This is a genomic window from Paenibacillus sp. YN15, assembly GCF_003285005.1.
In the GTDB taxonomy this organism is placed as follows: Bacteria; Bacillota; Bacilli; order Paenibacillales; family NBRC-103111; genus Paenibacillus_AR.
The window spans coordinates 91,120-104,485 of record NZ_QMFA01000007.1; the positions used below are offsets into that span (position 1 = coordinate 91,120).

10 protein-coding genes are annotated in these 13,366 nt (G+C 57.5%); 4 read left to right on the plus strand and 6 right to left on the minus strand.

Features of this window, described 5'->3' with window-relative positions:
* Window positions 1-33: 33 nt before the first annotated feature.
* Window positions 34-2,031: an excinuclease ABC subunit UvrB gene (uvrB, locus tag DQG13_RS08460; RefSeq protein WP_113019310.1), complete on the minus strand. Its 1,998-nt coding sequence runs from the start codon at window positions 2,029-2,031 to the stop codon at window positions 34-36.
* 236 nt (window positions 2,032-2,267) lie between these two features.
* Between uvrB and DQG13_RS08465 the strand changes: the two genes are divergently transcribed.
* The 4 genes from DQG13_RS08465 (at window position 2,268) to DQG13_RS08480 (ending at window position 6,967) form a co-directional block, all read left to right on the plus strand.
* Entirely contained in the window at window positions 2,268-3,065 is a 798-nt protein-coding gene (locus DQG13_RS08465) for a flagellar motor protein (RefSeq protein WP_113019311.1), read from the plus strand.
* Window positions 3,049-3,825, plus strand: coding sequence for a flagellar motor protein MotB (locus DQG13_RS08470; RefSeq protein ID WP_258525547.1), 777 nt, complete (start codon window positions 3,049-3,051; stop codon window positions 3,823-3,825). Before DQG13_RS08465 ends, DQG13_RS08470 begins: the two co-directional genes overlap by 17 nt.
* Before the next feature lie 215 nt (window positions 3,826-4,040).
* The gene (locus DQG13_RS08475) at window positions 4,041-4,985 is read left to right on the plus strand and encodes an SGNH/GDSL hydrolase family protein (RefSeq protein ID WP_181592650.1); all 945 of its coding nucleotides are present in this window, start codon (window positions 4,041-4,043) and stop codon (window positions 4,983-4,985) included.
* Window positions 4,982-6,967 (plus strand): alpha-amylase family protein, encoded by a 1,986-nt coding sequence (locus DQG13_RS08480; protein WP_113019314.1) that lies wholly within the window; start codon window positions 4,982-4,984, stop codon window positions 6,965-6,967. Before DQG13_RS08475 ends, DQG13_RS08480 begins: the two co-directional genes overlap by 4 nt.
* Before the next feature lie 365 nt (window positions 6,968-7,332).
* Here DQG13_RS08480 and DQG13_RS08485 read toward each other — a convergent pair whose 3' ends face one another.
* From DQG13_RS08485 to ftsE, 5 genes are all read right to left on the minus strand, one after another.
* Entirely contained in the window at window positions 7,333-8,625 is a 1,293-nt protein-coding gene (locus DQG13_RS08485) for a PDZ domain-containing protein (protein WP_113019315.1), read from the minus strand.
* A gap of 179 nt (window positions 8,626-8,804) precedes the next feature.
* A complete protein-coding gene (locus DQG13_RS08490; RefSeq protein WP_113019316.1) occupies window positions 8,805-10,253 on the minus strand; it encodes a S41 family peptidase in 1,449 nt (482 codons plus the stop codon).
* A 176-nt stretch (window positions 10,254-10,429) separates the two neighbouring features.
* On the minus strand, window positions 10,430-11,650 hold the full coding sequence (locus DQG13_RS08495) for a murein hydrolase activator EnvC family protein (protein ID WP_113019317.1): 1,221 nt from the start codon (window positions 11,648-11,650) through the stop codon (window positions 10,430-10,432).
* A 30-nt stretch (window positions 11,651-11,680) separates the two neighbouring features.
* Complete coding sequence (gene ftsX / locus DQG13_RS08500) at window positions 11,681-12,598, minus strand: permease-like cell division protein FtsX (protein WP_113019318.1); 918 nt, start codon at window positions 12,596-12,598, stop codon at window positions 11,681-11,683.
* Entirely contained in the window at window positions 12,588-13,274 is a 687-nt protein-coding gene (gene ftsE / locus DQG13_RS08505) for a cell division ATP-binding protein FtsE (protein ID WP_113019319.1), read from the minus strand. Before ftsE ends, ftsX begins: the two co-directional genes overlap by 11 nt.
* Window positions 13,275-13,366 lie beyond the last annotated feature (92 nt).

Genomic DNA, 13,366 nt, shown 5'->3' on the forward strand with positions numbered 1-13,366 from the left:
CTCCTCAACCGTATTGGAGCCGTAGGCTCCTCTCTAATCCTGCACCTTCAGCTCCATGATGGCGTCGCGCAGCTGCGCCGCTTTTTCGAACTGGAGGTTCTTGGCCGCATCCTTCATTTCCTTCTCCAGACGCTCGATAAGGCTCATGCGATCCTTCTTGGACATCTTCGCACCCTTGACCCCCGCCAGATATTCGGCTTTGGATTCGGCCGCCTTGGTGGCTTCGATAACATCCCGCACCCGCTTCTGGATGGTCTGGGGCGTAATGCCATTCTTCCGGTTATGCTCCTCCTGGATGGCCCGCCGCCGTTTTGTCTCGCTGATGGCCTTTTCCATGGATTCGGTTATTTTATCTCCGTACATGATGACCTTGCCGCCTGCGTTCCGGGCCGCCCGTCCGATGGTCTGGATCAGGGAGCGCTCCGCCCGGAGGAAACCTTCCTTGTCCGCATCAAGAATGGTCACCAGGGATACCTCCGGCAGATCAAGGCCCTCCCGCAGCAGGTTGATGCCCACCAGCACATGGAACACGCCCAAACGCAGCTCCCGGAGAATCTGCATCCGCTCAATGGTCTTGATGTCCGAGTGCAGATAACGCACCTTGATGCCCAGCTCCTTCAGGTAGTCCGTCAGGTCCTCGGCCATCTTCTTGGTCAGAGTCGTAACCAGCACCCGCTCGTCCTTGGCGATCCGGTCGCGGATTTCTCCCAGCATATCGTCGATCTGCCCCTTGGTGGGACGCACCTCCACAATGGGATCAAGCAGCCCGGTGGGCCGGATGATCTGCTCCACCATCTTGGGGCAGTGCTCCAGCTCGAAGGGGCCGGGGGTCGCAGATACGAACACGCCCTGGGTGAACTTGCTCTCAAACTCCTCAAAGCGCAGCGGCCGGTTGTCCAGCGCCGACGGCAGCCGGAAGCCGTAGGAGACCAGCATCTCCTTGCGGGCCCGGTCGCCGTTGTACATGCCCCGGATCTGCGGCAGGGTCACGTGGGACTCGTCGATAATAAACAGCATGTCGTCCGGGAAATAATCCAGCAGCGTATACGGGGTTTCGCCCCGTTGACGGAAGGTCAGATGGGCGGAGTAATTCTCGATGCCGGAGCAGTAGCCCATCTCCATCATCATCTCGATATCGTACCGGGTCCGCTGCTCCAGACGCTGGGCCTCCAGCAGCTTGCCTTCTCCCCGCAATTCCGCCAGACGCTCCTCCAGCTCCACCTCAATGTTGGCCACCGCCTTCTGCAGCGTGGTCTGCTGGGTGACAAAGTGGGAGGCCGGGGGAATGGTCACATGATCCCGGGTGCCGAGGATTTCCCCGGTGAGCACATCGATCTCCGTAATCCGCTCGATCTCGTCGCCGAACATCTCCACACGCACCGCATGCTCCCCTTGGGAGGCGGGGAAAATCTCCACCACATCCCCTCTCACCCGGAAGGTGCCCCGGACAAAATTCAGGTCATTGCGCTGGTACTGGATATCCACCAGCTTGTGGAGAATATCGTTGCGCGGCCGCTCCATGCCCACCCGCAGGGACAGGCGCAGATCCTTATATTCCTGGGGCGAGCCCAAGCCGTAGATGCAGGAGACGCTGGCTACAATAATGACGTCCCGGCGTTCGAACAAAGCGCTGGTGGCCGAGTGGCGCAGCTTGTCAATCTCGTCGTTGATGCTGGAATCCTTCTCTATATAGGTATCCGATGAGGGAATATAAGCCTCCGGCTGGAAGTAATCATAGTAGCTGACGAAATATTCCACCGCATTATTCGGAAAAAACTCCTTGAATTCGCTGCACAGCTGGGCCGCCAGCGTCTTGTTGTGGGCGATGACCAGCGTCGGGCGGTTAAGCCTGGCGATCACCTGGGCTGCGGTAAAGGTCTTGCCTGTTCCCGTAGCGCCCAGCAGCGTCTGGAACTTCTGTCCGGACTGGATGCCCTTGACCAGCTCCTCAATGGCCGCCGGTTGATCCCCTTGGGGCGAAAATTCCGATACCAGCTGGAACTTCCGCTGGTTTAATGCAGATTCACTCATACGATCACCCTCACAACGGAAAACCCGCTTGATTGATTTATACTAAACTTTTCGGCGACAAAACCCGATAAAAAAATTGACAAAGTTACAAATATTGTACAATGGGAATGCCTGTTCCCATATATTATACCCGCTTTCCCTGGCGAATGCAAAGAAAACGGGGCACTTTTTTCTGCTTTATCTGTAATTGTTTTACACACATACTTCATACCAGCCCATGAAAGGGGAAACATGATGTGGATATGACAACCTTAATCGGCCTGATCATCGGCTTTGCCGGCTTGATCGGCGGATACGCCTTGGACGGAGGGCATATTGATGCGCTGTATCAGCCCAGCGCTTTGCTGATTGTGTTCGGCGGAACCATCGGCGCGGTAGTGGTCAGCTTTCCGGGAGCGCAGCTGAAGGGAATCGGCGAAGCGCTCAGAATGGCGTTTGTCCAGAAAAAAAGCGATCCTCTTGTATTGATTGACGAAATCGTGGATATGGCCACAATCGCCCGGCGTGAGGGGGTATTGGCCCTGGAGCAGCGCGCTCTGGAGAATCCCCATCCGTTTTTGCACGAGGGGCTGCTGATGGTGGTAGACGGCACAGACCCGGAGCTGACGCGCCAGATTCTGGAGCTGGACATGGATTCTCTGGAGGACCGGCATGAAGGCCATGCCAAGATTTTTGAAGCGGCAGGGGGCTATGCGCCAACCATGGGGATTATCGGCACCGTGCTGGGACTGATTCATGTGCTGGGCAGTCTGGAAAATCCGGAATCCCTGGCTCCCGCCATCGCCATCGCCTTTACCGCCACCTTGTACGGCGTATTCAGCGCCAACGTGATTTATTTGCCCATCGCCTCCAAAATCAAGACCCGAAGCGAGGAGCAAATTTCCGAGCGGGAGCTGATGCTGGAGGGCATTCTGGCTCTGCAGGCCGGCGAGAACCCGCAGCTGATCCGCAAAAAGCTGCTTTCCTTCACCCAGTTCAAGAAGGACAGAGGCAGCATTAGGGAGGCAGGTGCCGGCATTGAGAAGGGGCAATAGGAAAAAGGGAAACACCTCCGGGAATCATGAACGCTGGCTCATTACCTATTCGGACCTGATTACGCTATTGCTGATCTTTTTCGTTGTCATGTACGCTTGGAGCAAGGTGGACACGGCTAAATATGAGGCTTTGTCCAAATCCCTCCATCTGGAATTTGCCAAGGGAGAAACGATTCTGGAGAAGCACAATGGACCTGCAGGGGACCTGAAGCAGGGGCAAGGGGAGATTGTGACTCCCCCGCCTACATCCTCTCCTTCCCCAAGCGCCGCCAGCGCCCGCGAGGAAAGGGAGCGGGAGCTGCAGGACCTGCTCTCCAAGGTGAACCAATACATTCAGGAAAACAATCTTCAGGCGCAGGTCACTGCGGGAGATGTTCAGCGGGGTGTGGTTATCAAGCTGAACGATATGGTGCTGTTCGATCTGGGCAAGGCCGATCTGAAGCCCGCCTCCCTGCCCATTCTGGACAAGCTGGGTTCGCTGTTCCGGAGTCTCGACACTAAGGTCAGCATTGAGGGCCATACGGATAATCTGCCCCTGCAAACCGGCTCCCTGTACAAGGACAACTGGGGACTCTCCCAGGCCCGCTCCGTTTCCGTGGTCCGCTATCTGCTCAGCACCCCGGGAATGAATGACAATATGTTCGTCTCCTCCGCCTATGCGGACACCATGCCCGTTGCCCCCAATGATACCGAGGAAAACCGGGCCAAAAACAGGCGGGTGGAAATCGTCGTCCTGCGGGAGCCGCTGAAGCTGAATTAACGTGATGCTGCATATCCGGGAGTACCGCGGTACATACCGGCGCCATACCTCAAAACCCCCCTTGCGGACACTTCCGCATTAGGGGGTTTGCAGTTTATTGGAGTATGTACAGGAGCTTATACAGGAATCTTGCGTATGTACAGTAAACATTTGCGCCGTTCGAAGGTATGCTTGGAGCGTCCATTCAACAGAGATTGCCTGAAAGGAGGCTGCACATGTCTCTACAGACTCATCAACCCGGCCCGGTGCCGCTTACGGCCAGAGTCCTGTTCCTGGGGGACAGCGTCACCGACAACGGCCTTTACATCGCCTATCTGGAGGCTTATTTCCGGCATGGCCAGCCCAAGCCGGGGCTGGAGTTGATTCCACTGGGAGTGAGCAGCGAAACCGCATCCGGCCTGAGCGAAAAAAGACATCCCTTTTCCCGCCCCTGCGTCCATGACCGGGTGGAGAATGCCCTGGAGATAACAAAGCCCGATTGGGTGGTCTGCTGCTACGGAATGAACGACGGGATTTACCATCCCCTGTCCGAGGAGCGTTTTCAGGCTTACAAGACCGGGATGCTGGCGCTATTAAAAACCATCAAAGCCGCGGGAGCCAAACCGGTTGTGTTGACCCCGCCGCCGTTTGACGCCGCCTCCTTTGCATTTCCTCCGCCCGGAATCGGGGAGGACGGCAAGCCGGACTACAGCTATTTGTCCCCGCACCGGGAATACGACCATGTGCTGGGTGCGTACGCCCACTGGCTGCTGTCCGATCCGCCGCCGGAGGCGGAGGGCGTGATCGACATCCGGACTCCCCTGCTCCAGGCCACCGCGTCCCGAAGAGCGCAGCAGCCCGGCTATTCATCCGGAGACGGAATCCATCCCAATGCCTTTGGACACGGGGTTATGGCCCGCACCCTGCTGGCGGAGCTGTTTGGCGAGGATGTGACCGGGATGCCGGACTTGGCAGCTGCACTTGAAAATTGGGCGGGCTTGCCCCTGGTTCTCCAGCGCCACCGGATTTTGGCCGATGCTTGGAAAGAGCATGTGGGCCATACCCATCCCGTCAAAGCGGCCGATGCCCTGCCCTTGGAGGAAGCGTTGGCAGCCGCCCGCCGTCTGGAGCGGGAGATTGCCCTGATCGATGAACGAAAGAGCGAGGAGAGATCACTATGAGATTGCGTCAGGTTCATCTGGATTTTCATACTTCCGAAGCCATCGCCGATATCGGAAGGGATTTTTCCAAGTCCCAATTCCAGGCCATGCTGCGGGAGGGCCATGTCGACTCCATTACCGTATTCTCCAAATGCCATCACGGCTGGGCCTACCATCCCAGCAAGGCCAATGAGATGCATCCCGGCCTCTCCTTCGACCTGCTGGGAGAGATGATTGAAGCGGCCCATGCCATCGGGGTCAAAACTCCTGTGTATCTCTCCGCCGGACTGGATGAAAAGCTGGCCCGCCGCCACCCGGACTGGCTGATCCGCGACATTCAGGATCAAACCCGTTGGGTGAAGGGGTTTATGGAGGCGGGGTACCATGAATTTTGCTTCAACACCCCCTATTTGGACATCCTGCTGGCTCAAATTGAAGAAGTGGTTCAGAACTATGACGCCGACGGCATCTTTCTGGATATTGTGGGCAGCCGCAGATGCTACTGCCAGTATTGTGTCGCCGAGCTGCGCCGCAGCGGGCAGGACCCCCGCGACCTGAATGCCGTAATCGCCCTTGGCCGCAGAACCTATCTCCGCTACACCGACCGTGTCCGGGAGGTGGTGCACAGCATCAAGCCCGGCCTGCCCATCTTCCACAACAGCGGCCACCAAACCCGCGGACGCCGGGAGCTGGCCCATGCCAACACCCATCTGGAGCTGGAGTCGCTGCCCACAGGCGGCTGGGGCTATGACCATTTCCCCTTGTCCGCCCGCTACGCCCAAACCCTGGGCATGGACTTCCTGGGCATGACCGGAAAATTCCATCAGGCGTGGGGAGAGTTCGGGGGGTATAAGCACCCCAATGCCCTCCGGTTCGAGACGGCCTTAAGCCTGGCTCACGGGGCGGGCTGCTCCATCGGCGACCAGCTTCATCCCAAGGGCCTGATGGACCCGGCCACCTATTCGCTGATCGGGGAGGCCTACGCCGAGGTAGAGGCCAAGGAGCCCTGGTGCACCGGCGTGTCCAGTGTGGCGGAGGTGGCGGTGCTGTCCCTGGAGGCGGTGCAGGAGGCGGCTCCGCCGGCATTGAAGAAGCAGGAGCGCAACAAGCTGGCCGATCCCGGAGTTGTGCGGATTTTGACCGAATGCCATTATCTGTTTGATGTGGTGGATACGCAGGCCGATTTTGGCGCATACAAGGTGCTGGTGCTGCCCGATGAGGCGGTGCTGTGGCCGGAGCTGGCGGACCGGGTCCGCAGCTTTATCGCCGGAGGCGGCAAAGTGCTGGCCACCGGACAGTCCGGCCTGGATGAGACGGAGTCGGCCTTTGCCCTGGACCTTGGGGTGAGGCATGTGGGCGCAAACCCCTATTGCCCGGATTATTTCCGGCCGGATTTTGTGCCTGGGCCTTTGAAGCCTGCCGCCTTCGTCATGTATGCGGAGGGCCAACAGGTGGAGCTGGCTCCCGGCGGACAGCAGCTGGGCAGGCGGGAGAATCCCTATTTCAACCGGGATGTCTTCTCCTTCTGCTCCCATCAGCATACCCCCACCAGTGGTGAGGACGGAGGACCGGGCATGGTGGAAAGCGAGGCGGGCATCTATATTGCCTGGAAGCTGTTCTCCGACTATGCCGACAACGGCCATCTGATCCTAAAGGAGATGGCGCATTACGCCCTGCAACGCCTGCTGCCCAGGCCGATGGTGGAAACCAGCCTGCCGGCCAGGGGGATTATCACCCTCCAGCGCCAGGATAAGGAACGGCGTTATGTCCAGCACCTGCTCTATAACACTCCGGTGAAAAAGGGACGCGTAGAGGTGATCGAGGATATCATCCCGCTGCATAATACCGCAGTCACCCTCCGCCTGCCCGAGCCGGTGAAACGGGTCTACCTGGCCCCGCAGGGGACGGAGCTGCCCTTCACCGCCGACAGCAGCGACGGAGCGGTAAGCTTCATGCTGCCGCTTTTGGAGAATCACCAAATGGTAGTGCTGGATGTAGTGTAAGCACCTGCCTATCAGCAACTGCTTCGCATAAGGACGCCGATGGATTCTAATTCTGCCGGCGTCTTTTTTCACGGATCAACCGCCAGTCCCCACCTTGCAGCGGATGTAAGCGGCAAGCAATGTTTGCTATTTCCCTGATCCGCCAAAAAAAGCCCGCTTAGCATACATAGGATGTACGCTAAGGGGCCTGCACGGCTCAAAAATTCCTATTTTACACGTAATAGCATACATTTTATGTACGCTGCTTCCGCCAAGCCCCCCACTTTTGAACAATAGCATACATTTTATGTACCCTAAGGAGCTATGGGGAAATGAGTACCCGCTTTTGTTGGCAAAACTACTCCAGCCACAGCCCAAGGCGGACCCTACATCGCTCTGTCGCTGCTTCCCTGCTTGTCGAACAAGCCGCCCAGAGACCGGGCGAGCACCGACACCAGCCCCTGCTGCCGCCGCTCCTCCACCACATAGCGGGTATTCTCGTCCGGGCAAATGAGAATGCCCAGCTGGTGATGCTCCCCCGCAAAGATGGCTCTGCCGGCAAAGCGGCTTTCTCCCTGCAGATTGACGATCTCCAGCTTGCAGTAGGCCGGATTGGCCTGCAGAGCGGCATGGAGCTCGTCCTTGGTGTGTACGGGCAGTCCGTTCACCTTGGCGAGAATCTCGCCGGTCCGGATGCCCAGCGCCTCCGCAGGGCTGTCCGGGAGCACCGCCAGGATTTTCAGCCCGCGGCTGTCATGGACAAAAAGCGGCGTTTCCTTGGACTCCTCCCAACGTCCCCACCACAAAATCCCTTCGTGGAGAGCGATGGTCAGCACCGCAGCCGCGGGCAGGAATGCCCCCACCCAGTGGGACAGGAGGGCCAGGCCGGTTACCGCCAACCCATACAGCAGGAGGCGTCCGGAGGTTCTCCGGGCCTTGTCCTCCGGCAATTGGGTCCAGGTGGACTCCATAAAACCCATGGCCACCGGCAAGGCCAGAATGGTCCAGCCCGACGAAGCCAGACCGGAGCCGAACAAGGGCGCCCACGGCAGCTGGAAGCCCCCCGACTGGGCCGGCACCAGAAGGAACAGCGCCACCGGCCAAAAGGCATATAATTGAAAGCCGCCCATCACGCGGCCCCGTTTGCTCTCCGAAAACAACGGCGTCCGGGTCAGGCTCCCCTGATAGCGGACAAGCAGCGCCTCCGCCAGATGAAGCATTCCGGCCAAAGCCAGCAGCGCCGGCGTCTCCACTCCCTCCATCCACCGGTACAGCCACCCCAGCGCCGGAATATCCGCCCCTTGGGGCAGCCAGCCCATCACTGCATCGGCCAAGGCCAGGATGCCCGCGGCATACGCCAGGCACAAAAACCGGAGCCGGAACAGGATCAGCACCGCCGACAGCGACCATAACAGCACCATACCCTCCATGGTGAAGGCGGAGCCCAGAACCGCCAGCACCAACGAAGCCCCCAGCCCGGCGGCCAACCCCCATACCACCAATCTCCAAGCGACCCTGCCCATATAGTGAAAGCGGGAATGGAACAGCTTGCGCTCCAGCCGAATCTGCCGTCTGTATTGAAGCAGAATCACCACCAGCCCCAGGTAATAAAAGGGATTCACCAAGAGCCCCAGCAGCGCTCTTCCCCACGCGGACAACAGATTCAAAGCCAGGTCCATAGCCGTACACCAACCCCCTATCCCAAAATCATTCCCATATGCAAATATGCATCGCTGCAAGCTCAAAAAAAGAGAAGGCGGGGAAGCTTATTCCCCTTAACCTTCTCTTCATTCTACATGGGCGGCCCTTTTTCCTGCCGGGCCCACTAATTTCCCTTAATATTCCATAGAACGACAATTTATTGGCTCAACAGCCGGATGGCCTCCTGCAATTGGGCATCATTGTCCGGGCTCTTCAGGAGATTGATAATGTCATTCTCCAAACTTTCCATCGTCGCAATGCTTGCAGCGCCTGTGGAAGGAAGGCTGCGGCTGGTTTGATACTGCTTGAGGGCCTCTGCCGTCTGCTGGCTGAAATACCCGTCCGTACGGCCCGGCTTGTAGCCGAGCCCCTCCAGCATCACCTGCAGCGACTTGACCTCATCGTTGTTGGCATCCGTCGACAGCTCATTCTTTTTGGAGAAGGGCATCACGTGATAATACGCCGGCTGCTCCACTTTCACATCCGGCTCAATGCCCGTTTTGTGAATCCAGGTGCCTTTGGGCGTGAGCCACTTGTAGGTGGTCATTTTGATGTTGCTGCCATCGCCCATCTCCTTCTCGAAGGTCATCTGGACCGTGCCCTTGCCGAAGGTTTTTTCACCCACCAGCTTGCCCAGCCCCGTGTCCTTGAACACACCGGCGAGGATTTCTGAGGCGCTGGCGCTGCCGCTGTTGATCAGCACCGCTACCGGAAGCTGCTTGGGAGCCGCGGCGCCATTGGACAAGGTGGGGGCACGCTTGCCGTCCCGGTCCTCAATTTGCAGAATCGGCTTGCCCTTGGCCACGAAATTCTCCGATATATCCACTACCACTGGCAGCAGGCCCCCCGGATTGTTCCGCACATCGATAATCAGGGCTTTCATGCCCTTGGTCTCCAGACGGCTCAGCTCTTCCTTGAAGCGGACGGCCGTATTGGTGGCGAATTGGCGGATCTCGATTTTGCCGACGGTATCATTGACCATCTCTCCGTACACCGTCTCCACGGGAATATCATCCCGCACCACAATCACTTCAATGGCCTCCGTCAACCCGGAGCGCACCACGCCCAGCTTGGCCTGGGTTCCTTTGGGACCGCGGATTTTGACAACGGCCTGGGTAAGCGTAAGCCCGTCCAGCGATTCTCCGTTGACGGTCAGGATCACATCATTGGCCCGTAAACCGGCTTTTTCCGCCGGGGAGCCCTTAATGGGAGACACGATGGTCACCTTGCCGTTCTCCAGCGATACCTCCGCGCCGATCCCCTGGAAGGAGGAATGGATGGTATCGTCAAACTGCTTGGCCTCTTCCGCGTCCATGTAGCTGGTGAACGGGTCCTCCAGGGCATTGACCATGCCGTGGATAGCGCCGTTCATAAGCTTGTCGTGGTCCACCTGACTGAGATATTTGGAGCTGATCAGATCATAGGTAGTGGAAAGCTTCTTCAAATCCTCCTTCGACAAGCCGCCGCCGGGGGCGGCTGTGGAGACCGCAGCCGAAGTCGTCTGCACCGCTCCTTCAGGAGAACCAACGATGGTAAGAGTGAGAATGCTGCTGGCAAACATGCCCAGAAGCACAAATGTAAGAACTGCCCGTCCGCGAAACATCAAACAAAACCACCACCTTTTTGCTCTCTTGCCGTGCTTTGGCTAGTATATGACAAGCGCGTCCGGAATATAAAGCCTTTTCCGGAAAAGAACGGCCTTCGTTTGGAAAAAAAGTCTGCAAAAGCCTGCATCGCATGCAGGCTTTTGGGGAAATGCACATTTTCAAAATGGGGGTTTTTCTATAAGCCCAGATACGGTCTTGGGTTGGTCGGGGTGTCTCCGCCGTCCTTGCGCACCTCAAAGTGCAGGTGATTTCCGGTGGAATCGCCGGTGGAGCCCACTTCGCCCACCTTGCCGCCGCGCTTCACGGAGTCGCCTTCGCTGACGCTGATGGCGGACATGTGGCCGTACCAGGTGACCAGCCCGTTATTATGGTCTACCACCACGGTATTGCCGTATCCGCTGACCCAGCTGGCCAAAATAACGGTACCCTCATCGGCCGACAGCACCGGGGTGCCCTTGGGCGCAGCAAGATCAATGCCCTTGTGAAGCTTATTTACCTTCTTGATAGGATCAATCCGGTAGCCGAACTCCGAGCTGATGGTGCCGTTAATGGTCAGCGGCCATCCCAGCTTGCCGCCGCTGTAAACAGGCTTGGCAGCCGCCGCAGTTCCATTCTTCTTGGCTTCTTCCTTGCGCTTCTCCTCGGCCAGCTTGGCATAGAGGGTTTGCTTGTCCTTCACCAGCTTTTCAAGCGCCGCTTCCTCTTCCTCGCTGATGTTCTCCTGCTTCTGGCCCTCCTTGGTCAGGCTGGCGATGGTAACTTCCTTTTGCTTCAGGTTCTTCTGGAGGGTTGCCGTAATCGCCGCCTTCTGGCTGTGCATATCGGTCACCTGGGCCAGCTGCGTTTTGATTTCGGCCTCCTGCTGGGTGATGGCTTCCTTGTCCCGCTCATTGGCTTGGAGAATCTCCGTATCCTTGCCGACGATGGTTCTGAGATTCTGGAACCGGTCGATAAAGTCGCTGAAGCTGGTGGCGCTCAACAAAACATCCAGATATGAAACGGAGCCGTTCATGTACATCAGGCGCACTCTGGATTCCAGCAGACTTTTGCGGGATGCCACCCGCTCCTCCGCCTCCGCCTTCTGCTTGCCGGTTTCCGCAAGCTTCAGGTTGGTGTCGGCAATTTGCTGCTCCAGCGCCATCACCTGCTTGCTCTGCTCATCAATCTCCTTCTGGAGATCGTCCACTCCTTTTTGCTCCTGCTTAATCTGGCCGTTAATGCCGCTGACCTTTTTGTCGGCTTCCTCTTTAGCCTTCTGCCTGGCTTTCTCCTGCTGCGCAATCTGATCAATCTGCTTCTGAATTTCCAGCACCCCGGCATGCCCGCTCACAGGCACAAACACAAGGCTGGCGGCCGCTGCAACGGCTATGAAAGGGACAAGTACACGCTTTTTCACCGACCGTTTCCTCCTGAACAAAAAGATATGTTAGGCCTTCAAATATTTACGCACAGACAAGAGACTCCCCCAGATGCCGATCCCGATGCCGATGGCCAGGAGGATTGCCGACAATTGCAGATGCACATCATCAAAAGACTTTAGCTCCAGCATCATGGTCTCCAGCCCCGACCGGCTGGAATCCACCAGACGGTAGTAGCCGTACAGGAGCACGCCTGCGGGGATGACCGAACCGATCACGCCCAGGAGCGCCCCTTCTATAAAGAAAGGCCAGCGGATGAAGCCGTTGGTGGCGCCAACCAGCTTCATAATCTTGATTTCCCGGTCGCGGGCCATTATGGTCAGCTTAATGGTATTGGAAATAAGGAACATCGCCGTTAAGGCCAGACAGGCCACGAGAATCAGGCCGATATTGCGCACAATGCGGGTTATCTTAAACAGGGTATCGACTGTGGATTTGCCGTAGTCCACCTTCACCATGGGCTTCGGGTTTTTGGATTCGTTCAGGGCCACGATCCGGGCGGTCACTTCCCCAACCTCCCGCGGCTCCTTGGCAATTACCGTAAACGCGTCGTTCAGCGGGTTGTTCTCCCCGTCCATCCCCTCCAGATACTGCTTGCCCGCCTCGCCCATCCGCTCCCGCATCAGGGCCAGCCCTTCATCCTTGGAGATGTAATCCACCTTGGCCACACCCTCCAGCGCCTCCAGCTCGGAACGCAGCATGGCGACACTTTCCTGAGGGATATTCACATCGAGAAACACCTTAATTTCGACCTTGGATTCGATTTGCTCGGACATGTGGTTGACATTGACCGCCAAGAGCAGGAAGATGCCCAGGATAAACAGCGATATGGCGATGGAGCTGATGGAGGCGAAGGTCATCCAGCCGTTGCGGATGAGGCTCTTGCCGCCTTCCCGGAAATGTCTGCCCAGGGTGCTAATCTTCATAACCGTAATCCCCTCTCGCCTGGTCGCGGGCGATGAGGCCCTTCTCCACAGCGATGACCCGCTTGCGCATGGAGTTCACGATCTCTTTGTTGTGGGTCGCCATAATGATGGTGGTGCCCCGGTAGTTGATCTCTTCCATCAGCTTCATAATGTCCCAGGAGGTATCCGGGTCCAGATTGCCTGTAGGTTCGTCTGCGATAATGACCGATGGGCTGTTGACAATGGCTCTGGCAATGGCCACCCGCTGCTGCTCGCCGCCAGACAGCTGGGTCGGCAGCGAATCTGCCTTATCCCGCAGCTTGACCAGCTCCAGCACCTCCAGGGTGCGTTTTCGGATCAGCTTCTTGGGCGTTTCAATAACTTCCATGGCAAATGCGATATTTTCCGACACCGTCATCTTGGGCAGGAGCCGGAAGTCCTGGAAGATGACCCCGATATTCCGCCGCAAAAAAGGAATTTTCCGCGGTTTCAGCTTGGCCAGATTAAAACCGTTGACAAAAATCTGCCCCTTGGTGGGCTTCTCCTCGCGATAAATCATCTTCATGAAAGTCGATTTGCCTGCGCCGGAAGGCCCTACCACGTATACGAATTCATTGCGGTCCACTTTGAGGTTGATGCCCCGTATGGCGTGTGTTCCGTCCGGATACGTTTTCCAGACGTCTTGCATTTCGATCACAGTATCACATCCACTCTTTCATAATGATCGGACAGCGCGCAGGTCACGCAAGAACATACCCAGCTTAGTAAACTTCGACAGAAAATTCGTTA